The organism is Synechococcus sp. OH30 (genome assembly GCF_047462175.1).
Lineage (GTDB): Bacteria > Cyanobacteriota > Cyanobacteriia > Thermostichales > Thermostichaceae > Thermostichus.
Window position 1 is genome coordinate 1 of sequence record NZ_JANSIP010000003.1, and the last position, 26,344, is coordinate 26,344.

General features: G+C 60.8%; 25 protein-coding genes and 2 tRNA genes. 9 read left to right on the top strand and 18 right to left on the bottom strand.

The window, feature by feature from the left end:
• The 6 genes from NW830_RS04245 to NW830_RS04270 form a co-directional block, all read right to left on the bottom strand.
• Nucleotides 1-205, bottom strand: a 205-nt coding sequence (locus NW830_RS04245) for a hypothetical protein (RefSeq protein WP_414404568.1), incomplete at its 3' end; no start/stop codon positions are given.
• Between the two features lie 100 nt (nucleotides 206-305).
• Nucleotides 306-434 carry a hypothetical protein gene (locus NW830_RS04250; RefSeq protein ID WP_414360698.1) on the bottom strand — a complete coding sequence of 43 codons (129 nt, stop codon included), beginning with the start codon at nucleotides 432-434 and terminating at the stop codon, nucleotides 306-308.
• 29 nt (nucleotides 435-463) lie between these two features.
• Nucleotides 464-700, bottom strand: coding sequence for a hypothetical protein (locus NW830_RS04255; protein WP_414360696.1), 237 nt, complete (start codon nucleotides 698-700; stop codon nucleotides 464-466).
• Between the two features lie 49 nt (nucleotides 701-749).
• Nucleotides 750-1,247: a pentapeptide repeat-containing protein gene (locus tag NW830_RS04260; protein ID WP_414360695.1), complete on the bottom strand. Its 498-nt coding sequence runs from the start codon at nucleotides 1,245-1,247 to the stop codon at nucleotides 750-752.
• Nucleotides 1,248-1,409: 162 nt separating this feature from the next.
• Complete coding sequence (locus tag NW830_RS04265) at nucleotides 1,410-3,191, bottom strand: hypothetical protein (protein WP_414360692.1); 1,782 nt, start codon at nucleotides 3,189-3,191, stop codon at nucleotides 1,410-1,412.
• A 252-nt stretch (nucleotides 3,192-3,443) separates the two neighbouring features.
• Nucleotides 3,444-5,705, bottom strand: a complete 2,262-nt coding sequence (locus tag NW830_RS04270) for a hypothetical protein (RefSeq protein WP_414360689.1) — start codon at nucleotides 5,703-5,705, stop codon at nucleotides 3,444-3,446.
• Between the two features lie 395 nt (nucleotides 5,706-6,100).
• Here NW830_RS04270 and NW830_RS04275 point away from each other — a divergent pair, with 395 nt between their 5' ends.
• The 6 genes from NW830_RS04275 (at nucleotide 6,101) to gatA (ending at nucleotide 9,615) form a co-directional block, all read left to right on the top strand.
• The gene (locus NW830_RS04275; RefSeq protein WP_414360687.1) at nucleotides 6,101-6,400 is read left to right on the top strand and encodes a ferredoxin; all 300 of its coding nucleotides are present in this window, start codon (nucleotides 6,101-6,103) and stop codon (nucleotides 6,398-6,400) included.
• Nucleotides 6,401-6,454: 54 nt separating this feature from the next.
• Entirely contained in the window at nucleotides 6,455-6,649 is a 195-nt protein-coding gene (locus NW830_RS04280) for a hypothetical protein (RefSeq protein ID WP_414360684.1), read from the top strand.
• Nucleotides 6,650-6,825: 176 nt separating this feature from the next.
• Nucleotides 6,826-7,494 carry a Uma2 family endonuclease gene (locus NW830_RS04285; protein WP_414360683.1) on the top strand — a complete coding sequence of 223 codons (669 nt, stop codon included), beginning with the start codon at nucleotides 6,826-6,828 and terminating at the stop codon, nucleotides 7,492-7,494.
• Nucleotides 7,485-7,557 (top strand) — tRNA-Ala (locus tag NW830_RS04290). The genes NW830_RS04285 and NW830_RS04290 overlap by 10 nt, the downstream gene beginning before the upstream one ends.
• A gap of 81 nt (nucleotides 7,558-7,638) precedes the next feature.
• Complete coding sequence (locus NW830_RS04295) at nucleotides 7,639-7,956, top strand: hypothetical protein (RefSeq protein ID WP_414360681.1); 318 nt, start codon at nucleotides 7,639-7,641, stop codon at nucleotides 7,954-7,956.
• A gap of 141 nt (nucleotides 7,957-8,097) precedes the next feature.
• Nucleotides 8,098-9,615 (top strand): Asp-tRNA(Asn)/Glu-tRNA(Gln) amidotransferase subunit GatA, encoded by a 1,518-nt coding sequence (gene gatA, locus NW830_RS04300; RefSeq protein ID WP_414360679.1) that lies wholly within the window; start codon nucleotides 8,098-8,100, stop codon nucleotides 9,613-9,615.
• Between the two features lie 8 nt (nucleotides 9,616-9,623).
• Here gatA and psb28 read toward each other — a convergent pair whose 3' ends face one another.
• From psb28 to gyrA, 4 genes are all read right to left on the bottom strand, one after another.
• The gene (psb28, locus tag NW830_RS04305; RefSeq protein ID WP_414360678.1) at nucleotides 9,624-9,938 is read right to left on the bottom strand and encodes a photosystem II reaction center protein Psb28; all 315 of its coding nucleotides are present in this window, start codon (nucleotides 9,936-9,938) and stop codon (nucleotides 9,624-9,626) included.
• Between the two features lie 27 nt (nucleotides 9,939-9,965).
• Nucleotides 9,966-11,174, bottom strand: a complete 1,209-nt coding sequence (locus NW830_RS04310; protein ID WP_414360676.1) for a glycerate kinase — start codon at nucleotides 11,172-11,174, stop codon at nucleotides 9,966-9,968.
• A complete protein-coding gene (locus NW830_RS04315) occupies nucleotides 11,164-11,562 on the bottom strand; it encodes a DUF760 domain-containing protein (protein WP_414360673.1) in 399 nt (132 codons plus the stop codon). Before NW830_RS04315 ends, NW830_RS04310 begins: the two co-directional genes overlap by 11 nt.
• A gap of 167 nt (nucleotides 11,563-11,729) precedes the next feature.
• Complete coding sequence (gene gyrA / locus NW830_RS04320) at nucleotides 11,730-14,255, bottom strand: DNA gyrase subunit A (RefSeq protein ID WP_414360815.1); 2,526 nt, start codon at nucleotides 14,253-14,255, stop codon at nucleotides 11,730-11,732.
• 280 nt (nucleotides 14,256-14,535) lie between these two features.
• On the opposite strand from gyrA, the gene NW830_RS04325 reads away from it, so the two are divergent.
• The gene (locus tag NW830_RS04325; RefSeq protein ID WP_414360671.1) at nucleotides 14,536-16,221 is read left to right on the top strand and encodes a SulP family inorganic anion transporter; all 1,686 of its coding nucleotides are present in this window, start codon (nucleotides 14,536-14,538) and stop codon (nucleotides 16,219-16,221) included.
• Between the two features lie 64 nt (nucleotides 16,222-16,285).
• Complete coding sequence (locus NW830_RS04330) at nucleotides 16,286-17,128, top strand: DUF6671 family protein (protein WP_414360668.1); 843 nt, start codon at nucleotides 16,286-16,288, stop codon at nucleotides 17,126-17,128.
• An 88-nt stretch (nucleotides 17,129-17,216) separates the two neighbouring features.
• On the opposite strand, the gene NW830_RS04335 is transcribed toward NW830_RS04330, so the two are convergent.
• The 6 genes from NW830_RS04335 to groES form a co-directional block, all read right to left on the bottom strand.
• Nucleotides 17,217-18,797 (bottom strand): iron uptake porin, encoded by a 1,581-nt coding sequence (locus tag NW830_RS04335; RefSeq protein ID WP_414360666.1) that lies wholly within the window; start codon nucleotides 18,795-18,797, stop codon nucleotides 17,217-17,219.
• A gap of 281 nt (nucleotides 18,798-19,078) precedes the next feature.
• A tRNA-Val gene (locus NW830_RS04340) sits at nucleotides 19,079-19,150 on the bottom strand.
• A gap of 33 nt (nucleotides 19,151-19,183) precedes the next feature.
• On the bottom strand, nucleotides 19,184-20,347 hold the full coding sequence (locus tag NW830_RS04345) for a GuaB3 family IMP dehydrogenase-related protein (RefSeq protein ID WP_414360663.1): 1,164 nt from the start codon (nucleotides 20,345-20,347) through the stop codon (nucleotides 19,184-19,186).
• A 72-nt stretch (nucleotides 20,348-20,419) separates the two neighbouring features.
• Nucleotides 20,420-21,244, bottom strand: coding sequence for a DUF429 domain-containing protein (locus NW830_RS04350; protein ID WP_414360660.1), 825 nt, complete (start codon nucleotides 21,242-21,244; stop codon nucleotides 20,420-20,422).
• 208 nt (nucleotides 21,245-21,452) lie between these two features.
• Nucleotides 21,453-23,084: a chaperonin GroEL gene (groL, locus tag NW830_RS04355; RefSeq protein ID WP_414360659.1), complete on the bottom strand. Its 1,632-nt coding sequence runs from the start codon at nucleotides 23,082-23,084 to the stop codon at nucleotides 21,453-21,455.
• A gap of 117 nt (nucleotides 23,085-23,201) precedes the next feature.
• Complete coding sequence (gene groES, locus NW830_RS04360; protein ID WP_414360657.1) at nucleotides 23,202-23,513, bottom strand: co-chaperone GroES; 312 nt, start codon at nucleotides 23,511-23,513, stop codon at nucleotides 23,202-23,204.
• 237 nt (nucleotides 23,514-23,750) lie between these two features.
• On the opposite strand from groES, the gene NW830_RS04365 reads away from it, so the two are divergent.
• Complete coding sequence (locus NW830_RS04365; RefSeq protein ID WP_414360655.1) at nucleotides 23,751-24,554, top strand: PhzF family phenazine biosynthesis protein; 804 nt, start codon at nucleotides 23,751-23,753, stop codon at nucleotides 24,552-24,554.
• Between the two features lie 53 nt (nucleotides 24,555-24,607).
• Here the strand turns inward: NW830_RS04365 and NW830_RS04370 are convergent, their stop codons facing one another.
• Entirely contained in the window at nucleotides 24,608-25,591 is a 984-nt protein-coding gene (locus NW830_RS04370) for an apocytochrome f (protein WP_414360652.1), read from the bottom strand.
• 155 nt (nucleotides 25,592-25,746) lie between these two features.
• On the bottom strand, nucleotides 25,747-26,265 hold the full coding sequence (locus NW830_RS04375) for a cytochrome b6-f complex iron-sulfur subunit (protein ID WP_414360813.1): 519 nt from the start codon (nucleotides 26,263-26,265) through the stop codon (nucleotides 25,747-25,749).
• Nucleotides 26,266-26,344 lie beyond the last annotated feature (79 nt).

Sequence of the window (26,344 nt, forward strand, 5' to 3'; positions counted from 1 at the left end):
GCGTGGGGGTGGGCGTCGGTGTCGGCGTCGGTGTCGGCGTGGGGGTGGGCGTCGGTGTCGGCGTCGGTGTCGGCGTGGGGGTGGGAACAATCAGAGGAGTCTCTGAAGAAGAAGAGCAGGCAGCCATCACCCCGGCCAGAGCGCCAGCTAACGCCAAGAAGGCTAGGGAAGTGCGCCGGCTGCGTGGAAAGTTGCCGTTGGACATTCTCAATCTCCAATAGAAGGGCAGCAAAAGTTTATGCAGCGGTTGAAGTCTTGGACAAGTGCAAGCTAGCTCACCTCTGGGAACTGGGGAAAATTATTGCTTAGTTTTTGCCGCTGCGGATCCAACGGTTTTGCCCCTTTGCTAACGCCCACCGCTTGGGCAGGGCTGCCGCTTGGCCGAGAAAGCGCTGGTCTTGGGGATGGCCTGCCCCTGCTTGCTCCTCGAACACCCTCTTCCCAGGTGCTCCCGGCTCCTGGACTAGTCTTGGCTCAGGAGGTAGGTGATGGCGCGGTTCTGTTGCTCGACCACGTCGCGCAGCTCGGCAATGCGGGCCCGCAGCTTGTCAATGGCCTCAAAAGCTCGCCCAATGGCCTCCGTGTTCTGGGCAATGGCCTCGAAAGCTCGGCGGATGACCTCCGTATTCTGGGCGTTGGCCAGCGTCTGCTGAGCCAAGACTTCCAGAATGGCCTCCACCCGCTCCAACCGCTCCGACATGGGCTGCTCTCGCCGGCTTGGAAGATGATCCTAGCCGGAGACCGCCGCCCTACGGGAACTGGCAAGGGCCGCGCTCCCCATTGGGGCAGATTGTCTCCCCGTCCGTCAGCACGTCCTTGAGGTTGGCCCCTGCCAGGATGGCCCCCCTGAGGTTGGCCCGCCGCAGGTCGGCCCCTTGCAAATTGGCCCCCGTCAAGTCGGCCTCGGCGAAGCTGGAATCGGGAAAGCGGGCCCCCTGCAAATTGGCCCGCCGCAGCTTGGCCCCGTTGAAGGCCGAGTTTTCCACATAGGCCTTGGCCAAATTGGCCCCCGACAAATCCGCCTCCAGGAAAACCCCCCCCTGCACCACCGCCTCGCCCAGATGGATCCCAGCCAGTTTGGCGTTGGCCAGATTGACCCCGAGGAGCTGACAGCCGGCCAGATTCTTGGCCGCCAGCACCTCTTCCGCCGTGACCTGGCGGGCATTGCTGCAGAGGGAAGGGCCCTGCGGCCTGCCGGCACACCCCAGCAGCACCAGGCCCAACAGCCAGACCAACCTTTTGGCCATACTCACCTCTTACCTAAGCTGGTGTTAGCCTACCACAGACCTCGACCCCTCTCCCCCTCAGGGAGAGGATCCGGCAGCGCAGGGCCGTTGGGCCGACAAAAAGCCCCCACAAGGGGGGCAGCAAAGCCAGACTTCAGCACCAGCTAACCTTAAGGCGACACCTTATAGGACCTTCTTGAAAAGAGCCGGCGGCTCAGGGAAAGAGTTGCCATTCAGGGGGTCGTTGAGGATATTAACTGCTCCGAAGATGCCTATACCTACCCCGGGTACGGTAGCTCTGATCTCATTGTCTTGGACTATGTTACTAGCGCTAAGCACGCGGATACCGACTCCATTAGCAGTGCCAGAAACAATAATCTTGTTGCCTTTGATAGTGGCATTATTAGCACCGGCGGCCAAATCAATTGATACAGCAGCTGGAATACCAGCTGTCTGCACCGAAGACAGGTCAAACTTAGAGTTGAGGATGGCAGCATTTGTCCCTGCCGCTGCTACTTGTATGGCAAAGGTGTTCTGACCAGCAGTGCCAGCATCAGTTGATGTAAATTGGCTGTCCTTGATGACAACGTTAGACTGGTTCACCAGTATCGCAGTTGTATCGGCTGAGAACGTGATCTTGTTGCCAGAAAGTTTTACATTCGCTGCGTCAACCTTAATGCAAGCGTTACCAGCACCGGGCTTGCACGTGATCGCTGCGTTGATAACAGCCGCAGAAGCTGCATTGAGTGTGAGGCCATTATTATTTAAGACTTTGATAGAGAAGCCCTCTAGCTTAACGTTCTGATCCAGTGTCAGGGTTTTGAGAGCCGGAATCTCAAGCGTGTAGGCTGCCGGCCCTACGATGGTAATCGAGCCGTTGCCGGGCACGGTGGTGGTCAGATTGCCAGAGAGCTGTTGCGTAACCGGTGCCGGCGCCACAATCTGAATCGTCACATTCTCACCCTGCTGCAAAAGCGGCACCAGCTTGCTCTGATACGGGTCAACCCCTACCTTCAGCACCCCCTCAAAGGTCTTCCACGGCGCCGCCGCCGTCCCTGGATTCGCGTCACTGCCGTTCACCGGATCCAAGAAGAACGTGTTGGGCACCGGCGTCACCGTCACCGGCACATCCACACTCCCCAGCCCCGGCCCGCTGAAGGTGATGTTCTGCGTTTGCCCCACCGCCGTCAGCGGCGCCGTAAACTGCACCGGCTGGTTCACGTTGAAGTTGCTGCTGTCAAAGGTCAAGCTCGTGGGCGAAATGTTCCAGCCCGTCGGCCCCGTCACCGTCACCGTCTTGATCCCGCCCGGATCCTGCGCCAGCTTGACGTTGATAACCTTGACCGCGCTGGCAGTCGCATTGGGAATCGAGGTGGGCGAAACCACAATCGAAGGAGCCGGCGTTGGCGTCGGTGTGGGCGTTGGCGTCGCTGCGCTGAAGAAGCTATCCAACTGCGCCTGCGTTACCGTCACTCCCAGCTTCAGCGTGCCGCTGAGGAAAGTGTTAACCTTGCTGGCCGTCGGCGGCAGGCCCGTGCTCGCAATGGCAAACAGCACCGCCACATCGTTGATGTTGACCACGCCATCGCCAGTAAAGTCAGAGATGGCCGGCTTGAGCGGGTCGCCCAGCGCCGTAACATCGGCGGCAGTAATCGGCCCCGCCTTGAGGGTGTTGTTGACAAAGTTGACGATCTTGCTGGCGTCGCTAGTGTTCTGGGTGCTGGCGGCAAACAGGATGGCCGCGTCCTTGATGGTGATGGAGGTCTTCACCCCGTCGTAGTAGAAGGCGATGCTGTCGTTAGCGGGGGTTGCCGTCTCGGGCAGTTGCGCCGAGATGGTGGAGGGCACCTGCGTAGCGGTGGGCGTGTCGGAAGAGCAGGCGGCCATCACCCCCGCCAGCGAGGAAGCCAGGGCCAGAGAGACCAAGGAAGAGCGCAAGCCAGGCAGAAAGTTGCGGTTAGACATCGTCCAAATCTCCGAAGATTAAGGTCTTGACCAAGGGTTGAAGTCTTGACAAGCGCAGCCCGGCTCACTCAACAGGGAAAACCATATCAAACCTGGTAATAGAATACCAACCAGGGGCCAAAACGTACATCAGGGAACCCAAAAACCGGGAGTGCGCAGACAAGACGGAGAAGAAAGGGCGACCTGGCAGTGTGTAGCAACGCTTTTGTTGACTCAACAGAAACAGGTCGCCCTGATAGCGCTAGCCCAAGGCTAGTTGACCGAGATGGCCGGGCCGAAGTTGAAGTAGGTGGTGCTGCCGGGGTTTGTGGTGTTGTCGAAGGTGTTCAGCGTCGTACCACCCACTGTGATTGCCGACGGCGAGTCAATGGCCGGCGTTATCCGGATCTGGCCGCCGAAGGGAATGGTGAACGGCCCAGGGAAGGTGGCCACGTTGCCGGATACCGACGTGGAGGTGGCGATGATTGTGCCATCGGCCTGGCGGATGGTAACCGTCGCGTTGGCAGGCAGCCCCGGGATGGTGAGCTGCGGGCCCGCAGGCGTCGGCGTCGGTGTGGGTGTCGCTGGTGGCGTGCCGCCTGGACGGAACTGCAGGCTGGCCCCTGGACCAAAGCCCACCGCTGAGCAGAGGGCATCCGACACCACGTCGAAGACGCTGGAGGTGAAGGGAACCAGCGTTGGCGAGCTATCCAAGAAGTTCACCAGGTTGCCCGGCGCGCCCGCCAAGCTCTCGACGCGTCCACACACAGTAACGCCGGGAACGGGCGTTGGCGTGATGGTGTTGTTGAAGAAAGCCTGCAGAATGGTGCCCTCGCCGCCCAACTCCGTAGCCGCAGTTGGCGTGAGGTCAACACTCGGACGAGCGTAGATAGCTCCCGTGCCTTCAGGCGGTTGGTTGAAGACGTTGCCCGTCACCGAGGCCTTGGCAAAGGGCGAGAGGTTGCCCGAAGCCTGGGTCTGCCGATCCACAATGTCGGCGATGAAGAAGGGGCTGTTGATGGAAGCCTCGAAGCGGTTCTCGCGGATGGTGACCGTGGCAGGCTCTGCCGACACCACGTGCACGCCGGCAAGCGTGTAGCCGCGCAGCAGGTTCTTGTAGATATCGGCCTGCGAGAAGTCGCAGACTTGGACAGAGACGTAGGTGTCGGCCTGCGTGGGCCGTGCGAAGTCGTTGAAGGAAACTTCTACGTTGCGCGCCCCTTGGTTGGCTAGGTCGCACTCACCAATGCCCACCTGGTAGTCCACCGCCGGGCCGCCTGCATCCGGATCCGATCCGCGGGTGCCCGTAATGCGGAAGCCATTGCCTTCTGTCCCACCTAGGGTAGCATCGTTGGCCAAGATCTTGACGTTGCGCAGCGTGCTCGTGCCGTCGAGGGAGTTCAGCGTCAGGCCCGGCTTGTCGGCAGGGATCACAATCTCACCTTCTGCCGTGAAGGAACCCGGGCCTGCCGTCACCGTCGGGTTGGGGCCGGCCGCCTCGGCAATGGCGCGGGTGAGGGAGAGATAGACGTTGCTGGTGTTGCTGTTGAAAGCAAGGCCGCTGCCTGCCGCCACAATGGCGCGCCGCTCAGCCGCGCTCAAGCCGCTGCCGCGGTCGTCACGAATGGCGTAGACGTTGGCCGTTGCCGTTCTTGGGGTAATGGTGTTGCCGGCAAAAGTCAGGCTCAGCCCCGTCACTGCCGGCTCGATGAAGATGGCGGCAGAGCCGGCACCCACATCTTGGGCCGCAAGGTTGATCAGTTGAGTTGGGATGTCGGGGACAGATTCGTAGCCCAAGAAGATGTTGTTGGTCTCCACCCGCAGGTTGATGCCCGCGTTGTCGCCGGCAATGCGGATGCCTGCCGAGCTGCCCGCGCCAGCCACAAACAGGTTAGAGCGGGTTACTGTCAGGTTCTTGGAGGTGGCGCCGGCAGCCGCTGAGCCAAAGCCAATAGCTACCCCGCGCGAGGCCGGAGTGGTTACCGTTGGAAAGAGAACAATATCGACGCCGGTAACGGTAACTTCGGTGGCGCCTTCGGCATTAATGCCGTACTCAATGGGTTCCAAAGAGCGGGTGTTGAGAATGCTAAAGTTCTCCAGGACAACGCCGCTGGCATTGTTGGTCACTTGCACGGGAGCGCCGGTAGCTGCACCCACCACGATGGCATCGCCCACAACGGCGGTTGCACCGCGCACCGTAACGTTGCTGCGGTTGATGACAATGTTCTGGCGGTAAACACCCGGCTGGAGAACGATGGTAAGAGGCTGAGCTGGATCAGAGGAAGCGATGATCTGACTGATGTTGCTCTCAGGAGTGACGTTAACCGTTCCCGAGGGACGTGGGGTTGGCGTGGGAGTTGGCGGCGGGGCCGGGGGAGCCGGAGGGGCCGGCGGCGGTGGGGGCGGCACAGGCACTGCCGGGCCAGAGCTATCTTCGCCACAGCCCGTCAGGATCACAGGCACAAGTACCACGGCAGACGCTAAGGTCAAAGAACCCAGTGACTTTAGCAGCCACTTCTGGATTGTTCCGTTCATTTTTCTCCTCTTAACCAAAAAAGTAGGGTTCGGCTGAACACTTCCCTTAACTTACCCGATTGACTGGCCCAAAGCAACTGATGAGGCTAGGGGCTTGCCGTTCGGGCGGGAGACGCACGCGCGCTTGTGTCAGCGCTTGCTTTGGTTACTCCGTAAATCATACAGGCAGATCTGCCCAGGTTGACAAGTCTTGCTCTTTTTTTCCAAGAGAAGTTGGGATCCAGGGGGATGCAGCGCGGTCTGGGGGGCGGGTGGGATCCTTGCTGGGCGGGGGGTTGAGGCTTTGTCCCCAGAAAACCAGAAGATTTGCCTATTTCCTGGCAAAAGGGTGCTTGATCCGGGGCAGAAGGGTGGCAGGATGAGGAGTGGACGTTTTTTCTGGAGACCCAAGCAGGATGGCTGTCTACAAAGTTCGGTTGATCAACGAAGAGCGGGGCTTGGACGTTACCATCGATGTGCCGGACGACGAGTACATTTTGGATGTGGCGGAGGAGCAAGGGATCGAGCTGCCCTATTCCTGCCGCGCCGGGGCCTGTTCGACCTGTGCCGGCAAGCTGGTAAGCGGCACGGTGGATCAAAGTGATCAATCCTTCCTGGATGACGATCAGATTGCGCAGGGCTATGTGTTGACCTGCGTGGCCTACCCTACTTCTGACTGCACCATCATCACCCATCAAGAAGAGGCGCTGTACTGAGGCCCTCACCCCCACCCCCTCTCCCTCAGGGAGAGGGGAGTAGGATTTTTGACGATGACTCCAGAACAAGAAGAGTGGTTAATCCGGGCCGTTCAAGAGCTGCAGGCTGCCCAAAAAGAGCTGCAAGCTGCTCAGCAGGAGCTGCGCCTTGTCCAACAGAAGCAACAGGTTCTGATTCAGGAAGTCCGCGAGGGGCAGGCGATGCTGGCGCAGTTTTTCCGCGAGGCGCTGGATCCTGGATCGCTTTGACGAGCGCACCCGCGCTATAGAACGCCGCACCGACGAGATGGTGGCAGAGATGAAGGAGATGCGGCAGGAGATCCGGGATCTGCGCCGCGATTTTTTGGAACGGCGGTAGGCCAAGCGCTCCGCGCCGCTCACGCGACCACCCCCGGCCCCTCTCCCTGAGGGAGAGGGGGGTTAGGATGGCAGCAGAGTGGCTTTTGGAGGCGGCTGTGGCTTTGACAATAGGATCCGTTCCTGGGCCGACAGCGGCTCGCTTGAGCTTGGCAGAGTACCTCAAGTATTCCGAGGGCGGCGATACCCGCTATGAGCTGGTGGCGGGGGAGTTGGTGCCGCTGGCCCTTCCAACCGGACGGCATGGTCAGATTGTGGATTTCCTCAATACCACTTTTCGAGCTGAGATCCGGCGCCAGGGGCTACCGTGGACTTCTCAGCCGATGGCTATCGGGATCCAGTCGCCGCGGGGCAACCGCTGGGATACGGTGCGGATCCCGGATGTGGTGGTGCTGCCTCTGCAGCAGTGGCAGGAGATGGGATCCCGAGAGGCTCTCATTCGCTTGGAGGATCCGCCGCCGCTGTTGGTGGTGGAGGTGGTGAGTGAATCAAGCCGGGCGGCGGACTACCGGGCCAAACGGGCGGAATACTGCGTTTTGGGCATTGGTGAGTACTGGATTGTGGATCCGATGGAGGAGAAGGTGAGCCTGCTGCTGTTGCACGAGGGCTGGTACGACCTGCTGGAGCTGAAGGCATCCGAGCGGGTGCCCTCGAAGGTTTTTGCAGGGCTGGAGCTGCAGGCGGGGGAGATCTTGGCGGCAGACTTGGGTTATTCTGGTAAAGTCACGGGGAGTTAGCTCAGTTGGTAGAGCGCTGCGATCGCACCGCAGAGGTCAGGGATTCGAGTTCCCTACTCTCCATTGCCCTCACCCCTGGCCCCTCTCCCTCAGGGAGAGGGGAGTTGGTAGTAGGATTTTGGCATCCTCTCGCTCTAGTTGATAATGACTCCGGAACAAGAAGAGTGGCTGATCCGCGCCATCCAGGAGCTGCAAGCGGCCCAGCAGGAGCTACGTCTTGTCCAACAAAATCAGCAGCTTCTGATTCAAGAACTGCGAGAAGGGCAGGCAATGCTGGCCCAGTTTTTCCGCGAGGCGCTGGAGCGCTTTGACGAGCGCACTCGAGCTATTGAACGCCGCACCGAAGCCCTGGAACGGCGCACCGAAGCCCTCGAACGGCGCACCGACGAGATGGCCCGAGAGATGAGGGAGATGCGGCAGGAGATCCGGGATCTGCGCCACGATTTTTTGGAACGGCGGTAGGCCCAAGCGCGCCGCGCTGGCCCTCACCCCCAGCCCCTCTCTTTGGGGGAGAGGGGAGTTAGTAGGGATCCGTGCTGGATTACTCTAGAGAGAACTTTGACGTTGCTCGATCGGCCTTTCCCTTCCCTAGCGAGTTTGCCTATGTCTGTTATCCGTGCCCTGCACCGCCAGTTGGTGAGCAAAGAGCGCTCGGCCGAGGAGATTGCCCGCGAATACCTAGAGCGCCTGCACCAACTGGAGCCGCAGCTGAAGAGCTTTATTACTGTTACCGAGGAGCTGGCGCTGCAGCAGGCTAGAGCCGTGGACGCCCGCATTCGCGCCGGGGAGGCGATTGGCCCGCTGGCCGGGATCCCGTTGGCTGTGAAAGATAACCTCTGCACCCAAGGGATCCGCACCACCTGTGCTTCTCGGATGCTGGAGGGGTTTATTCCGCCCTACGAGTCAACGGTGACGGCGCGGCTGGCGGCAGCCGGCATGGTGATGGTGGGCAAGACCAACCTGGACGAGTTTGCCATGGGCAGCTCCACGGAAAACTCCGCCTTCCAGCGCACCGCCAACCCCTGGGACCTGACACGGGTGCCAGGGGGATCCTCAGGCGGGTCGGCGGCAGCGGTGGCGGCAGACCAGGCGGTGGTGGCTCTGGGATCGGATACGGGGGGATCCATCCGCCAGCCGGCAGCCTTCTGTGGCGTGGTTGGCCTCAAGCCCACCTATGGGCTGGTCTCCCGCTACGGGCTGGTGGCCTTTGCCTCTTCTCTGGATCAGGTGGGGCCGTTTGGGCGCACCGTGGAGGATGTGGCCCTGCTGCTGCAGGAGATTGCCGGCCATGACCCCATGGACTCCACTAGCCTCAGGGTGGAGATCCCGGACTATAGCCAGGCTTTGATCCCCGATATCAAAGGCTTCAAGATTGGCGTCATCCGCAACCTGCTGGGAGAAGGCTGCAGCGAGGAAACCCGCGCTGCCGTGGAAGCGGCTATCCAACACCTGCAGGAGCTGGGGGCGGAGATCCTGGAGATTGACTGCCCCAGCTTTCGCTACGGCCTGGCCACCTACTACATCATTGCTCCTTCGGAAGCTTCTTCCAATCTGGCCCGCTACGACGGCGTCAAGTACGGCCTGCGGGAACCTGCCGACTCGCTTTTGGCTATGTATGGCAAGACCCGCGCCCGCGGCTTTGGGCCAGAGGTGAAGCGGCGCATTATGCTTGGCACCTATGCCCTCTCTGCCGGCTACTACGATGCCTACTACCTCAAGGCCCAGAAGGTGCGCACCTTGATCAAGCAAGATTTTCTGCGGGCCTTCGAGAAGGTGGATGTACTGGTCAGCCCCACCACCCCCACGCCGGCCTTTAAAGCAGGGGAGCGGGAGGATCCCTTGAGCATGTACCTGTGCGACCTAATGACGATCCCGGTTAATCTGGCGGGCTTGCCAGCCCTAAGCCTGCCCTGTGGCTTTGCCAACGGCCTGCCCATTGGCCTGCAGATCATCGGCAACGTCTTGCAGGAGAGCAAGGTGCTGCGGGTGGCCTACGCCTACGAGCAGAGCACCGACTGGCACAAACGGCGTCCGCCGCTGGCAGAACCCAAGGAAGCAGCTTCCGGACAACCCCAAAGCAAGCGCAAGTCGGGCTCCGGCAGCAAAAAGTCCAAAGGCTGAGGAGGGGATTAGGCCCTGCCCATCTGGTTGGCCGCCGAGAAGCGCTCCATAAAGCGCAGGAAGCGCTCCCACTCGGCTTCGGTTTCCATGTCGTAGATTACTTCCAGGGCCTTGAATTCCCCGTTGAGGAACTTGGCCTTGATGTTGCGGGTGGTCAGCTCCCCCTCCTCGTCAATCATCCGCATACCGAGGATGTTTTGGGTATCGGTCTTTAACTCCTCGAAGCGAAAAATCGCCGATCCCCGGCTGCCGGTTTTGGATTTCAGCAGCCGTACCTGGGTGGGTACTTCCTCAATGCCGGGAGAAAACTCAATCCTAGCCATGGCTTCCTAAAGTCACGATTCCAGCCATTATAGCTGGCAGAGGGCTCGCAACTCCTGAGCAGCCAGCTGGGCTAGGTAATAGCCGGCCTGGCGCTGGGCTTCGGCCACATCCGGGATCCGGTCACAGAGGGCGCCAACCCTGATGGGAAGGGATCGGGCAGTCAAGTTAGCCCGAGCTGCCGGCGTGGCCTGACCACAGAGGATGAGCAAGGGCTTCTGCGCCGCAATCGCTTGCTCCAGCACTGCCCCCACCACTTTGCCCATGCTGCTCTGTTCATCGAGACAGCCCTCGCCCGTAATCACCAGATCGCAGTGACGGATACGCTCCGCCAGGGCCAAGTGCTGGGCCAAGAGCTGGATCCCGGACTCCAGGGTGGCTCCCAAAAAGGCCACCAGCCCTGCCCCCAGCCCACCGGCAGCGCCGGCGCCAGGGATCCCGTCCACCGTCCGGCCCAGGTCGCGCTCCACCACTCTGGCCCAGTGCTGCAGGGCCTGCTCCAACTGCCTTACTTGCTGGGGAGTGGCGCCCTTCTGGGGCGCAAAAACGGCAGCCGCCCCCAACGGGCCGGTGAGAGGGTTCTGTACGTCGCAAAGGCCGCGGATGCACTTGCCCTGCCAGACAGGCTGCTTGGGCGGCTCGATGCGCGCCAGCCGGGCCAGCTCCCCTCCCCCCCAGCCAATGGGATCCCCAGCCCCATCCAGGAGGCGATAGCCTAAGGCTTGGGCCATGCCCGCTCCCGCATCCACGGTGGCGGATCCGCCCAGCCCTATCCAAATCTCAGCAATGGGATCCCGGCAGAGGGCCCGCAACAGCTCCCCTAGGCCATAGGTGGTGGTGCGGGTGGGATCCCGCCGCTGGGGAGGCACCAAGGTTAGGCCGACCACCTGGGCTACTTCCAGCAGCGCCCGCTCGCCTACTACGCCGTACTCGGCCCAGACGGGATCCCCCAGCGGGCCGGTGACCCACAGCCCCCGTTTTTCTCCCCCCAGCGCCAGCATCCAGGTCTCCAGGGTACCCTCGCCCCCATCGGCTAGAGGGAGCAGCTCTATCTCCGCCTGGGGCAACACCTGTTGGATCCCGCGGGCAATGCTCTCTGCTGCTGCCTTGGCCGTCAGGGATCCTTTGAAGCTATCCGGGCAGACCAAAATCCGCCGCGGCGGGCGGCTGAACTGGGATCCCTTTTCCCCCATTGAAGCTTGCAGGCCAACCAGTCCTAGCCCGCTGCTACTGAGCACTCTCGCCTTCTCTTGGCGAGGGTTGCTCTGCGTTGTTGGAAGGTTGGGAGGCGTCGATGGCAGGGGGTGAGTTGCCCAAAGACTGCTCCAGGGCCAGGCGCTGCTCCATCACCCGCAGAAAATAGCCCCCCATCATGGCACCCGAGAGCATCTTTGCCAAACTCTCGCGGTTGGTGACGATTTGAACGCCAAATTGGTCGGACGGCAAACTGCCCAGCAGGCTGCGGATGTTATAGCCCAGGATCTCCAGCACTTCTGGGGAAGAATTGCGGGCAATATCCTGAAAAACGCTGGGATCCTGCGACTGCAGGTATTGCCAGAGCCGGTTGTTGGGGCTAGGCGTTGGCACAGCCTCAAAGCCAGGAATGAAGTTGATTGGGCTGGACATGGAGTTACCAAGCTCCCCAAACACAGCAGGTAAAGCCCAACTGGACGGCCTGCCTGATCCCTCAGGCTCTCACCGCTCCCGCAATTTGGGCTATGCCCAACTTAGCACCTGCGCCTTGCTGCCCTCGGTACGGGATCCCACCCTTTTGAGGCGGCAAATGCCGTACCTCAGGCCTCACCTTCCGGGATCTCCTCCCCCACAAATGAGGCAGGCACCACCGTCACCCCGACGATACTGTCTTCGGGATCCAGGCGCTGCACCAGCACTCCAGTGGCCTCGCGGGACTGGGTGGGGATGGCCTTGGCCAACTGGCGCATGACAATGCCTCTGGCAGTTACCAAGAGGATTTCGTCCTCGGCATTGACGATGCGCAGGGCCGCCAACTCATCCGACGCCTGGCGGAACTTGGTGGCGATCACCCCCTTGCCGCCACGGTTTTGCCGGCGGAAATGGTCAATGGCCAGGCGCTTGCCCCGGCCTTCCTTAGTGATTACCAGCACCCAGGGATTGGCTAGCCGCTCTCCCTCCTGCTCGGCAGCCCTCACCAACTCGGCAGAGAGAATGTCCATGCTGACGATGGCGTCGCCGGGGTTGAGGGTAATGGCTCGCACGCCGCGAGCAGGCCGCCCTAGGGGACGCAGCTGCTCGTCGTCAGCGCGGAAGCGAATGCCCATGCCCTGGCGAGTTGCCATGACCACATCGTCGCCAGAGCGGGCACGGCGCACCCAGCACAACTCGTCGTTTTCTTCAAGAGAAATGGCAATCAGGCCATTGGAGCGAACGTTGGCAAAGGCACTGAGGGCCGTTTTTTTGATGTACCCCCCCCGAGTGAGCATCACCAGGTATTCATCGTCGCTAAACTCGCTCACGGGCACCATGGAGGTAACCCGCTCTTCCCGGCTTAGCGGCAGCCACTGGACAATGGCGCTGCCGCGGGCGGTACGGCTCCCTTGGGGGATCTGATAGGCGGGCAGAGTATAGGCCACCCCCCGGTTGGTAAAAAAGAGAAGGGTGTCGTGACTGCGACAGGTAAAAAATTGGGCAATGGCATCGTCGTCTTTGATGCGGGCGCCGGCCTTGCCGCGGGTGGCTCGTCCCTGCACCCGAAATTCTTCGATGTCCATGCGCTTGATGTAGCCCTGTTCCGTGAGGAAGATGACCGTCTCGCGGTTTTCGATAAGATCGGCCACCTCCAGCTCACCGTCCTCCAGGCAGAAGCGGGAGCGGCGCGGGCTCCCAAAGCGGGCTTTAAGCTGCTGCAGCTCTTCGCAGATAATTTGCATCACCCGTTCCCGCCGAGTCAGAATGTCCCGCAAATTGGCAATTTGCCGCAGCAGGTCCTCATGTTCGGCCTGGATTTTCTCGGCTTCTAGGGCAGTGAGGCGGCGGAGTTGCATTTGTAAGAGGCCGTCGGCCTGCGCTTCGCTTAGCCCCAGTTGGCTCTGCAGCTCAGCGCGGGCTGTGGCAGGATCAGCAGCTCCCCGGATAAGGGCAATCACCTGCTCCAATTGCCCCAAAGCCAGCAGGTACCCCTGCAAAAGGTGAGCTCGCTCCTCAGCTTTTTGCAGCTCGTAGCGGGTGCGCCGCTCGATGACCTCTGCCCGAAAATCCAGAAAAACCTGTAGCGCGTCCCGCAACGTCAAGGTGCAGGGCTTGCCGTTGAGGATGGCCAGCATGTTGACCCCAAAACTGATCTGCAGGGGGGTCTGTTTGTAGAGGTTGTTGAGCACTACCTGGGGCTGGGCATCCCGCTTCAGCTCAATGACTACCCGCATGCCGCTGCGGTCGCTCTCGTCGCGGATGTCGGCAATGCCCTCCAGTTTTTTCTCATTGACCAACTCGGCAATTTTTTCAATCATGGCTGCCTTGTTGGTCTGGTAGGGCAGCTCGGTGATCACGATGGCCTCCCGCGCCGGTCGGCCCCGCTGCTCAATGGTCTCGATGGTGGCCACTCCCCGCAGGGTAATGGAGCCGCGCCCGGTGGTGTAGGCTTCGCGGATGCCCTCCTGGCCCAGGATCAACCCCCCTGTGGGGAAGTCTGGCCCTGGGATCCAGTGCATCAACTCCAGGCTGGTCAGGTTGGGGTTTTCGATTAGGGCAATGAGGCCATCCACCAGCTCTCCTAGGTTGTGGGGCGGGATGTTGGTGGCCATGCCCACAGCAATCCCGGAAGAGCCGTTCAACAGCAACTGCGGGATCCGCGCCGGCAGCACCAGTGGCTCTTGCTGGGATCCGTCGTAGTTGTCGATGAAGTCAACGGTGTTGGCGTCGATATCCTGCAGCAGGGCTTCCTGGGCAAAGGCGGTGAGGCGGCACTCGGTGTAGCGCATGGCCGCCGGTGGGTCATTGTCGATGGAGCCAAAGTTGCCGTGCCCGTCTACCAGGCGCTCCCGCATGGAGAAGTCCTGGGCCATGCGCACCAGGGCCTCGTAAACTGCCTGATCTCCATGGGGATGGTATTTCCCGATTACATCCCCCACCACCCGGGCGCACTTGCGAAAAGGGCGATCCGCCGTCAGGCCCAGCTCGTGCATGGCATAGAGAATGCGGCGATGCACTGGCTTCAAGCCATCCCGCGCGTCTGGCAGAGCCCTCCCGACGATGACGCTCATGGCGTATTCCAGGTAGGACTGCGTCATCTCCCGCTGCAAGTCGGTGGGGATGATGCGCGCGGTCAATTCGTTGTCGCTCATGGGGTGGAGGTAGAGGTGAGGGATCCCGCTGGACTTGGGTGTGGGCAGGGCAAGAAACCCCACGGTTGCCGCCCGCCAACCGTCGGCAACCTAGGGGAGTAACCAACAATCCAGGTGTTTCCAGTCTACCATTGCCTTTTGCTGGGGTAGAGCAGCTCTGCAACTCGGAGCCAAAGGGGGATCCCTGAAGAAACTTATAGATAGAAATCTATTTTCTAGTCTGTTCCTTATGGTAACGCTCAATGGTAGCCTATCTACATAGTGTCGAGAGGGGTGGAGCATGCAGTCCGGCGCTAGGAGATTTCTGGATTGGCAGCGGCGGCTAAGCCTAGAAAACTGGCGTGGGGATCTCTTCGGCGGGCTGACGACGGCGATTGTCTCGCTGCCGATGGCTCTGGCCTTTGGGGTGGCTTCCGGGGCGGGGCCGGTGGCAGGTTTGTACGGGGCGGTGTGTGTGGGCTTTTTTGCCGCCCTGTTTGGCGGTACCCCTACCCTCATCTCCGAGCCCACCGGGCCGATGACGGTGATGATGACGGCAGTCATTGCCAAGGTTACCGCCAGCTATCCGGATCAGGGGCTGGGGCCGGCCTTCACGGTGGTGATGTTGGGGGGACTGTTTCAAATTCTGTTTGGATCCCTGAAGCTGGGCAAATACATCACCCTCATGCCCTACAGCGTCATCTCCGGCTTTATGTCGGGGATCGGCTGGATCATGATTTTGCTGCAGATCCCGCCGCTGTTGGGCCACGCCAGCCAGGGGGGAGTGATTGGGGCCGTGCAGAATCTGCCGACCTACCTGCTTAACCTTAAGGTGCCGGAACTGGGGTTGGGGCTGCTGACTCTGGCCATCCTCTTTTTCTATCCCAAGCCTTGGCGACAGGCGGTGCCGCCCCAGTTGGTGGCTCTGCTGCTGGGAACGCTGGTGGCCAACTTGTTCATGGCTGATTGGGATCTGCGGCGCATTGGCCCCATCCCTACCGGCTTGCCCCAGGTGCAATGGCCACAGCTGCCCTTGGCTTCCCTGCCCAGCTTGGTGTTGGACGGCGTGGTGCTGGGCATGCTGGGCTGCATTGATACCCTGTTGACAGCAGTGATTGCCGACAACCTCACGCGCACCCGCCACGACTCCGACCAAGAGCTGATTGGGCAGGGGATCGGCAACCTGGTCTCCGGCTTCTTGGGGGGGTTGCCGGGGGCGGGGGCGACCATGGGCACGGTGGTGAATATCCAATCGGGAGGACGTACGCCCTTGGCCGGCATCACTCGCGCCCTTCTCCTCTTGATGGTGGTGCTGTTTGCCGCGCCCCTCACCCAAGGGATCCCGATGGCGGTGCTGGCGGGGATTGCCTTTAAGGTGGGGGTGGACATCCTCGACTGGAGCTTCCTGAAACGGGCCCACCGCCTCTCCCTTAAAGGGGCAGCCATCATGTACGGGGTGATGTTCATGACGGTGTTCGTGGATCTCATTGCCGCTGTGGGGGTAGGGGTGTTTGTGGCCAATTTGCTTACCATCCAGCGCCTGAGCGAGCTCCAGTCGGAAGAGGTGAAAGCCATTACCGATGCCGACGATGCTGTAGATCTCACGCCGCGGGAAAAGGAGTTGCTGCGCCAGGGCCGCGGCCAGGTGCTGCTGTTTTACCTGAGCGGCCCGATGATCTTCGGGGTTTCCCAGGCCATTTCCCGCCAATACCAGGCGGTGGCCTCCTGCCAAGCTTTGGTGGTGGATCTGTCGGATGTGCCAATGCTAGGGGTTTCGGCAACGCTTTCTCTAGAAAATGCCATTCGTGAGGCCCTAGATCGCGGCAAGCAGGTGTGGATTGTCGGGGCCAGGGGCCGGATCCGACAGCGCCTGGAAAGCCTACGTTTGCCCCTGCCGGCGGAGCGGTTTGTGGAAAGCCGGGAGGCCGCCTTGGCCGAGGCCCTTGCCCACTTGGGCCTGGCACCAGAACCCCATCCCCTGGTTTGAGCCATCTTGATTTGCCCCATGACAAGGCGGTAGGCTTCATTTGCCAGCTCGGGGTCAGTTCTGGATGATGCACTGGAAGGGTCGGGTTGCCTACTTGGCAACCCTGCATCGCAAAGAGCAGGTAATCGGCCCCCTCTTGGCCCAACAGCTGGGGATCCAGGTGCAGGTGATACCTCTTGATACCGACCAACTGGGCACCTTCTCGCGGGAGCGGCCCCGGCCGGGGGATCCCATCCACACCCTACGCTTAAAAATTGAGAGAGCCCGCCAAGTTTGTCCTGCCCCCTTGCTTTTGGCCAGCGAGGGATCCTTCGGCCCCCACCCCCAGCTTCCCTGGATCCCTTGGAACCAGGAATGGGTCATGCTCAAGGTTTTTGAACCGGGCGCGGATCCCTTGGAGCTGGTGGGCTACGCAGAAAGCACCCAAACCAATTTCAGCCATCGCTGGGTGCAGAGCTTTGCAGAAGCCCTGGACTTTGCCCAAAAAGTAGGTTTCCCCGAGCACGCCCTAATTGCCCTCGACCAGCCGGAAAACCCCCAACTTATCCACAAAGGGATCCAGGACGAAGCAACCCTAAAGCAGGTGGTGGAAGAGCTGCTGGCCCGCCAGGGAGGGCTGCATCTGGAAACCGACATGCGGGCCCTGTACAACCCAACCCGTCTGCAGGTGATTGCGGCAGCCACCCAAAACCTCATCGCCAAAGCCCAAAGCCTCTGCCCTGCCTGCGGCACTCCCGGCTACTGGCGCATCCGTGCGCTGCCTGGGCTGCCCTGCGGCCAGTGTGGTGCCCCTACCCCCGTAACCAAGGCGTGGGTGTATGGCTGTGGCCGCTGTTCCCACACCCACACCGAGCCTGTGGCAGAGACCTGGGCGGATCCAGCTCAGTGCCCCTTTTGTAACCCCTAGCTTGTTGTATCCCAGGAGACTTCCCATTAACCCAAAAAAAGGGATCCGCCGCAGCGGATCCCCCAGTTGTTGGCAGGAGAGCAATGGGTTAGAAGGTGAACACTGCCCGCAGAGCACCCACACCAATGGTCGGGTCGTTGTCCCCTGGTCTGCCCCCATTGGGGTTGCTCACAAAGTAGGCGGCGGGCGTCAGGGTAATGTACTCGTTCACTGGGAAGCTGTAGTAGACATCCACAATGAAGGGCCGAGTATCCCAAACCCCCTCGTTGTCAGTGGTCACGATCGGCTGACCGAAGACTACGCCACCCTTGGCACCCTCAATGAAGAGATCCGGGAAGGCAAAACCAAGCAAGAACCCGTTGAAGTCTTCATCGCCCGGATCGATGGTGCCAGCTGGTACCACGTTGGGCAGGTTGTAATCAACATTGCCTGCTGTAAACCAGCCGGACAGGATGATGCGTGGGCTAATCTCCCAGGTGGCGGCCGCCGTAAAGGCATTGACCCGAGCCGAAGGAGTGACGTCATTCTGGCGCAGCGGCCCACGGAAAAGGCTGCTGCCGGTAGCCAGGAAACCAGGGCCACGGCTAGCGTCCTGCAGATAGGTGGAAGCAAATTGCAGGTAGAACTCCAGGCCTTTCGTCGGCAGGAAGCCCAGTTCCACCGTGTGGGCGCTGTCGTTACCGGTCAAACCGCTGTCACCAAAACCTCTGCCCAAGGTCTGGCCGCCGCGGGTGCTGTAGGCGTAGGCCAGACGAAACTGGTCGCTGAGGCGAAAGCGGAAGCCAAACAGAGTTCCACTGGGCACATCTCCCGTGGAGTTGGGGAGATCGGCAAAATCGGAGAGGGCATCAAAGGGAACGCTGTACTGCAGGACGCTGGACACCCCCGTGCCCGTGATGCCGGCGTAGATGGTGGCAGCGCGGTCGAAAGCAGGGAACTGATAGAGCAACTGAGCCAATGTGAAGGTGCCGCCACCCCCCCCTTGGAAGCCAACGCCCGGATCCCCTTCGAAGAAGGTGGTTACCGCATCGCGAGCCTGCAGACGAATGCGCAGACGGTCACGCCCAGCAAAGGAAGCGTCGAAGTTCAGCCGCACCCGATAGGGCAGGGTCATGTTCGCCTGATCCCTCTCGGCCACCACGCTGTTGTTGACCACCCGGTCGTCGGTGAGGGCACTGCCCAGGACAGCGGTGATCACTTGGGCATTCAGCTTGGTGACCGGGTTGAAGACTTTACCCTTCAGGTCGTTGATATCAGCCTCCGCTGCCTCGACCCGTCCCCGCAGGGCTGCCAGCTCGGCGGCAAACTCCTCTTGCAAGCGCTGCAGCGTAGCCAAGTCCTCCTTAGAAACCTTGTCGGCCAGGCCAGCGGCAATCAGCTCGTTGATGCGATCCAAGCAGGCATTCATCCCGGCGGCAAACTCGTAGCGGGTCATGGCCCGGTTGCCGCGGAAGGTGCGGTCAGGGTAGCCAGCAATACAGCCGTAGCGCTCGACCAGAGATTGCAGCGCCTGGAATGCCCAGTCAGTAGGCTGAACATCGGAAAGCTCAGAGATCGAAGTGACAGGCCCTGTAGCTTGGGCATAGGCCACTCCAGGGGTCAGAACTGCCGCTGCACCCAGGGTGCCAGCCAGCAGCGTTTTCCAGGGATTCGCGTGTTTCGCGGGCATGTTTCTCTCCTTCTTCTTTGTCCTCACACCTGTCTTGGCTGTAGCAGTGTCTTCTAAAAGCAACAAGCTGTCTAACTCGAGAGCGAGCCTGACAATTGCGGACTTTAGAAGAACATAGTACAGCCCCCGTCGATGTCGTCTACCACTTTACACACTTTTTGAGCCAGACTCAATGCGAGACCCAACGGTGGTAGATGATCCAGGCTCCACCTTCATTACTCTACCTCAGGGATCCAGCCCTGGCTAGCGAGTGTATCCCAAGCTGCAAACCTGAATGGGGATGGGCGGTACCGGACTCGAACCAGTGACATCCTGCTTGTAAGGCAGGCGCTCTACCGCTGAGCTAACCGCCCCCTCGGCTCCCTGAGTCTAGCATTTCTGAGAGACTATTTCCCCATGCCCAGGCTCTGCGCCTTCTGGTACACCTTGCCCTCGGTCAAAAGGGAAGGGGCGATGCAGATCTCCACCTGGTGCATTTCTTTGAGGTTGGCGGCACCCAGGGTGGCCATGCTGGTGCGCAGAGCGCCCCAGAGGTTGTGGGTGCCATCATCCAGGCGGGCAGGGCCGCACAAGATCTCTTCCAGGGTGCCGGTGGATCCCACCCGGATGCGGGTGCCGCGGGGCAAGACCGGGCTGGGGGTGGCCATGCCCCAGTGAAAGCCGCGACCGGGTGCCTCTTGGGCGCGGGCTAAGGGGGATCCAATCATCACGGCGTCGGCTCCACAGGCAATGGCCTTGCAGATATCCCCGCCAGTCACCAGGCCGCCGTCGGCAATGATGGGAACGTAGGTGCCGGTTTCGGCCAAGAACTGGTCGCGGGCGGCAGCGCAGTCGGCAATGGCAGTAGCCTGGGGCACCCCTACTCCTAGCACGCCGCGGGAGGTGCAGGCAGCACCGGGGCCGATGCCCACCAGCACTCCAGCCGCTCCCGCTTGCATCAGCTCCAGGGCGACGTCATAGGTGACGCAGTTGCCCAGCACCACGGGAATGGGCATGGAGCGGCAGAACGCGGCCAGATCCAGCTTTTGCATGCCCTCAGGCACCTTGTGATGGACGGAAACCACGGTGGCCTGGACGAAAAACAGATCCCCGCCTGCTTCTGCCACCAGGGGGCCATATTCAGCCGCATGGGCGGGCACGCAGCTAGCGGCAGCAATGGCACCGGCAGCCTTGATCTGGCGGATGCGCTCTTGGATGAGCTCCGGCTTGACGGGTTCACTGTAGAGGCGCTGCATCAGGGGGACAAACTCGTCTTTGCCGACCGCAGCAATTTGGTCTAGCACCTCGTCGGGATCCGCGTAGCGGGTTTGGATCCCCTCTAGGTTCAACACACCCATCGCCCCCAGCTTGGAAAGGAGGATGGCCATCCTGACATCCACCACACCGTCCATGGCGCTAGCGATGATGGGGATGGGCCGTTGGATCCCTCCTAGGGTGAAGTGAGTATCCACCAGGCTAGGATCCAGAGTTCGCCTGCCCGGTACCAGCGCAATCTCATCCAGCCCGTACGCCCGTCTTGCCTGTCGATTGCGGCCCAGTTGTACGTTCATTTCCTTGCTTTGGCTCCCCTTAATGTATTAACCATGTTGCATTACACGTATTATGTATTAGTCGTGTCTTAATCACGTCGCCCAGGAGGGCTCCAAGGCTAACCCCCCTTGACCTTGGAGGTTACTGGGCAGGGGCGTGAAGATGTGCCCTTCCTGCAGACTTCCGAAGCTATGGCAGCGCTGGGATCCCCAGCGGAAGCCGTAGAGGGCGATGTAGGCGCACAGCAGGGCATCGACTTGGTCTTCGTAGTTTTTGAGCCGACGGCCTCTAAGGGATCCCACTTCCACTTGGAGCAGGGGCTCGTGGCCTTGCAGAGAGGGATCAGCACTGGCCAAGGCGCGCAAATGTTGCTGGTACAGACGCCAGGCCTGTTCTCGCGCTTGCCAGCGGCGGCGGGGACGCGCTTTGTAGGGAAGGCTGCGGCTGAGGCCAAACAGGCTCACCATAGCACTGTGGGGGAAGACTTCGGTAATCTGGCGGGCTAGGCGTCCCTGCTCGATGCTGGCCTGCTCCTGAAAGCCATAGCCAGACAGGGCTTGCACCAGCGCCTCTCCTCGCACCTGGCCGTCTTTTTCCAGAAGCCGGCGGTTGGCCGGGTGGGCACCAGCCGCGTAGGGGCGAAACACTCGGTTTAGTTCAGCTTCCGCCCGCCGCTGGCCAGTAAGGTTGGGGACCCGCAAGGGAGCATCCACCGCCACCAGGCAGGGATCCCCGCCGGCTTGAGCTTGGATATAGTCCACGATTTCCTGGTCGGTTTGCAGGATGCGGCTGTCCAGCAGGCGTCCCGCCAAGGCTTGAGCGTCGGGATCCCTGACCTCGACCTGCAACGTTGCCACCCCCGAGGGGTTGCGGCTGGACCAGGCCAGGTCTAGGCCAATGCAGATTAACTGAGCCACGCTACCTTCCCCTTTTCCACCCACTCGACCGAGGATTCCCTCACCCCCCTCCTAGCAAGAGAGGAAGGGAGGACTGCCAATGGCGTCAAATTGCCCTGACATCCGCCTCAACAGCTAAAAAACGGGATCCCGCTGCAGGGGATCCCGGAAGCTCTATTCAGAGCAGGTGACTACGGGCTGACGAGGCAGCCGATTTAGTGCCCGAGGATTAGTAGTCGTAGTCATCTGCGCCACCGCCGCCCGCTGGCTTGTTGTTCTTAGGCTCGGGCTTGTCGACCACGATGGCTTCGGTGGTGAGCACCATGCCGGCAATCGAGGCAGCGTTTTGCAGGGCAGAGCGGGTAACTTTGGCCGGGTCAACGATGCCCGCCTCAAACATGTCCACATAGGCGTCGTTCTGGGCGTCGTAACCCACCGTGAAGGGTTTCTCTTTCACCCGCTCCAGCACAATCGAGCCGTTCTGGCCAGCGTTCTCGGCAATGCGGCGCAGCGGAGCACCCAGCGCGCGAGCCACCAGCATAGCCCCCACCAGCTCATCGCCGGACAAGTTGGCCTGCGCCCACTCCGTAACCACTGGGATGAGGTGCGCCAGGGTGGTGCCACCGCCAGGGACGATCCCTTCTTCCACCGCCGCTTTGGTGGCGTTGATGGCGTCCTCCAGGCGCAGCTTGCGATCCTTCATTTCGGTTTCGGTGGCTGCGCCCACTTTGATTACTGCCACGCCGCCAGCCAGCTTGGCCAAGCGCTCTTGCAGTTTTTCTTTGTCGTAGGTGGAGTCGGTCTCTTCAATTTGGCGACGGATTTGCTCGCAGCGAGCTTTCACAGCCGCTTCGTTGCCCTCCGCCACGATGGTGGTGTGATCCTTAGTTACCGTGACGCGCCGCGCCGAGCCAAAGGACTCAAGCCGGGCATTCTCCAGCTTCAGGCCGCGCTCCTCGCTAATGACCTCGCCGCCGGTGAGAATGGCGATGTCTTCCAGCATGGCCTTACGGCGATCCCCGAAGCCAGGGGCTTTCACCGCCACCACGCTCAGCACGCCCCGCAGCTTGTTCACCACCAGGGTGGCCAGCGCTTCCTTCTCGATGTCTTCAGCGATGATTAGCAATGGACGGCCAGCGCGAGCTACTTGCTCCAGAACTGGCACCAGGTCTTGCACCAGGGTAATCTTCTTGTCCGTGATGAGAACGTAGGGGTTCTCCAGGACCGCCTCCATCCGCTCGGTGTCGGTGACGAAGTAAGGGGAAATATAGCCTTTGTCAAAGCGCATCCCCTCCGTCACTTCCAGCTCCGTGGTCATGGACTTGCCTTCTTCCAGGGAGATCACCCCTTCGCGGCCCACTTTTTCCATGGCCTCGGCAATCATGCGGCCCACTTCCTCATCGTTGCCAGCGGAAATGGCCGCCACCTGGGCAATGGCTTTGGAGTCTTCTACTGGGCGGGCATGTTCAGCAATTTTGTCCACCAGGAACTTCACCGCCTTGTCAATGCCCCGCTTGAGGGCAATGGGGTTGGCGCCGGCGGCCACGTTCTTGAGCCCTTCTTTCACCATGGCGTGGGCCAAGACCGTAGCTGTAGTGGTGCCGTCGCCAGCAATGTCATTGGTCTTAGAGGCGGCCTGACGGATTAGAGAAACGCCAGTGTTTTCAATGTGGTCTTCCAGCTCAATCTCTTTGGCAATGGTTACCCCATCGTTAACAATCTGGGGTGCGCCAAATTTTTTCTCCAGCACCACGTTGCGCCCTTTGGGGCCAAGGGTAACAGCTACGGCTTCCGCCAAAATGTCCATGCCGTGTTCAAGAGCACGACGAGCTTCTTCGCTGAAAATAATCGTCTTAGCCATAGTCAACCTCTCACTGTCAGTAAACGAAGGGTAAAGTAGGGAAGCAAGCGAGAGTTAGCTAGTGGCACCTATTAGCCTACTTCCTGTATTTGCTGCCTCTTGCTCAAGAACAGAAAACTACTGGACAATGGCGAGGATATCCCGCTCAGCTAGCAGCACATACTCCTCGCTGCCTAGCTTCACCTCCGTGCCAGCGTACTTGGAGTAGAGTACCCTGTCCCCTACCTTCAGCTCCATTGGGATGAGCTTGCCCTCATCATTGCGTTTGCCGGGGCCAACAGCAACCACTTCCCCCACCTGCGGTTTCTCTTTGGCAGTGTCAGGCAAAAAGATCCCGCCTGCAGTTTTCTCGTCCTGCTGGGCAATTTTCACCAGCACCCGGTCGCCTAGGGGTTTCAGCGTAGAGACGTTTAGCGTTACTGCAGCCATACTAAGTGTCCTCCCTGATGCCTATAGCAGGAAGCCAAAGAGTGATAGAGGGAAACTTGCGTTCGCGGCGGTTTTAGCACTCTCGGCTCACGAGTGCTAGTTTATCAGTCGGCTTTCCAGCCTGGCAATAGCCCCTTTTGGCGGGATCCCTAGTTTTGGCAGGTACGGTTAGGTGCGGATCTCTCTACTTCTGGGCCTGTTGTGGGATCATGGCTTGAGGTGGGCTGAACAAGCTAGGTGCGGATCCCGTTGTTTCAGGTGGATGCCTTTACGGCGGTGCCTTTCAGGGGCAATCCAGCGGCGGTTTGCTTGCTGTCCCAGGAGCTGCCGCAGGAACTTTTGCAGGCAATTGCAGCAGAGAACAATCTCTCGGAAACCGCTTTTTTGCTGCCTCAGGGATCCCAGGAGGGCCTCCCTCACTACCGGCTGCGCTGGTTTACACCAACCACGGAAGTGGCTCTCTGCGGGCATGCCACCCTAGCCGCTGCTCATGTACTGCTGAGCGAGGTTCACCCAGAAGCGCAGGAGGTGGCCTTCTCCACCCCCAGTGGCCAGGTGTCGGTGCGGCGGCAACGGGATCGTTTGGCGATGGACTTCCCCGCCCAAACTCCCCAGCCTTGGCTGGAAGCGCAAGACCAGGTGGCGGCGGCTTTGGGGATCCCCCCCTTGGAGCTGTACCGCGGCAGCATGGGGGTAGCGGTGCTGGCTTCGGCACAACAGATCCAACAGGTGCAGCCGGACTTGAACCGGGTTCAGGCGCTGCCTGTTTCCGGGTTGATCGTCACCGCCGCTGCAGAGAGGGGGGAGGGTTTCGTCTGTCGCGTTTTTGCCCCCCAGTTGGGGATCCCGGAGGATCCAGTAACCGGGTCTGCCCAGTGTCTGCTGGCGCCCTATTGGTCGGAGCGCCTAGGCCAAAGGGAGCTCAGGGTGCGGCAGCTCTCGGCGCGAGGAGGCGAGCTCTGGTGCTGCCATCGCGGCTCTCGGGTGGAGATTGCAGGGCAGGCAGTGCTGGTCATAGTGGGAGAGTTGCGGATCCCCTAGAAAAAACACCCCGGCTGGCTCCGGGGTGCGGGAGCGTGATAGCAGCAGTTGGGCTAGCCCAAAAGTTCTGCCGCCTGAATGAGCTCCACTTGCTTTTTCTTGAGCACCAGCAGAAGTTGGGTAATAGCTACCGCCGCCAGGAAGGCCACCAACCACTTCACCCGTTCTGGGTTCTGCAGCACCAGATCCCGCTCTGCTTGGCCAAAGCCACCTACGTTGGGGTTGTTGGTAACCGGATCCCCTTCTTTGACCGTATCGCCAATGTTGACCACCAACTCCGGCCCCGGCGGCACCACGAGGTGCTGGATCCCGTTTTCGGTCTCGAAGCTGAGCACCCGCGTGCCTGGCAACTCGTATTCGGGGGGCACTAGGGCAGCCAGCTCAGCTGGCAGGTCGCTAAGGTCGGATTCGAGGGTGGCAATGCTAGTCAGGCGACCAGTGGCAGGAGCGCGGAAGACATTGTTGTTGCTGAGGCTGCCATCGGGGTTGATCTGGCCACGACCGCGGTTGGCGCCAATGTAAACCCGATATTTCATAAAGGCCACCGAGGGATCCTCCTTCGGATCAGGGGCTACCACCGGGAAGACAATTTCCTGGTGCTGCTCACCGGGCAAGGGGCCCACCAGGAGGATGTTGGGCTTGGCGTCGCTGTAAGGGGTGATGTAGGTCTCAGCGGTTTCCTGCCGCTGCTCCTCTGTCATTTCCTCCTCCCTAGCCAGTCGGAAGCCCTCCGGCAGCACCACCACCGCGCCGACGTTCAGACCGCCTTTGCTGCCATCGGCGAGCACCTGCTGCTTGCTCAAGTCATAGGGGATCCCGACCTTGATGGTAAACACCTGGCCGGGGGTAACCGCCTGCGGCACTTCGGCCCGGATAGGCATGGTGTTCAGATGGCAGTTGGCGCAGACAATTTTCCCCGTTGCCTCGCGGGGGTTGTCGTAGGCCATCTGGGCATAGTACGGATAGGCTGCGGCCGGACGGGCTCCCATTCCCAGCAGCAGCAGCGCACACAAGGCCAAATAAAAAATTCTCCTCATAAGTTCAGCTCAAAAGTGCAATTCCAATCTGCAAAAGCTCCTTGGACCCTACCCTTAAAAGCCTAGGGGCGCCCTGGCCAAGACCAGCGCCACAACAGGCTTTCCCCCTCTCCCCCCTCAGCAATGGCGCCCCTTGGAAGGGCTGTCCTCCCGCCTTAGGTCTCACGGAAATCGGGGCCCTGCCAGGGGCTGAAGCGAATGTTGTCGCCCTCCACCGTGGCGCTAACTAGCTCCAGGGAGCGGGGAGCCGGCCCGCGAATGACCTTGCCATTGGCTGCGTACTGGGATCCGTGACAGGGGCACTTGAAGAGGTTTTCTCCTGCACTCCAGGGCACCACGCAGCCAAGGTGGGTGCAGACGGCATTGAGGCCGTAGTTGGCTACCGCCCCATTGTCAATCACGATGTAGGTGGGATCCCCCTTTAAGCCTTGGGCCAGCACCCGATCCGTAGCCGCGTGGGTAGCCAGCAGCTCGCTCACGCTAATTGGCTTGCCAAGAGCATCCTGGGCTATTACCCCCCCGCTTGCTCCACCAGCGGAGGGAGGAATAAAGTACTTCACCACCGGGTAGAGGGTGCCCACCACCACCACCCCCACTGAGCCGCTGAGGAGGGCGTTGAGAAAAACCCGCCGGCTCATGGGCGGCGCTTCAAAGTTGCTAATTGCCTCGGTCATAATGGTCAGGAAAGCCTGAGAAGTTTTAATCTTCGTTGACAAGCGACACTATCCTAGCTGAGTCCCCTAGCCAATTTCA